A 283-nucleotide genomic window follows, 5' to 3' on the forward strand; every position below is an offset into this window, starting at 1 on the left:
GAATCATTTGGTTTTGGGTTGATCGCATAAACCAGCGTTTTTATTTGTGGAAAAGTTTCCAGTAGGAACTCGAAAAGTTTTTCTCTGTTCTCCTTTTCTTCTCTGTAAAGTTGGAAAAGAACCATCCATTCACCTTTTGAGTTTTGTCTCATCATTAAAGTTCTCAGGAAACCTTCATGATTTCTGACATCAAAAAAGTCAAGACCTTTTTTTACAGCATATTCTTTTACCGCAAGTCTTATTGTATTGGAAGGTTCTTCCTGAAGGAAACACTCTTTAAGAT

1 protein-coding gene is annotated in these 283 nt (G+C 35.0%); it reads right to left on the reverse strand.

Annotated features, from left to right (window positions below; genetic code table 11):
* Window positions 1-283: hypothetical protein (locus ACPYOJ_RS35155; protein ID WP_481420355.1), on the reverse strand; the 283-nt coding region annotated here is incomplete at both ends.

Source organism: Rhizobium sp. SVR5-9E (genome assembly GCF_056755095.1).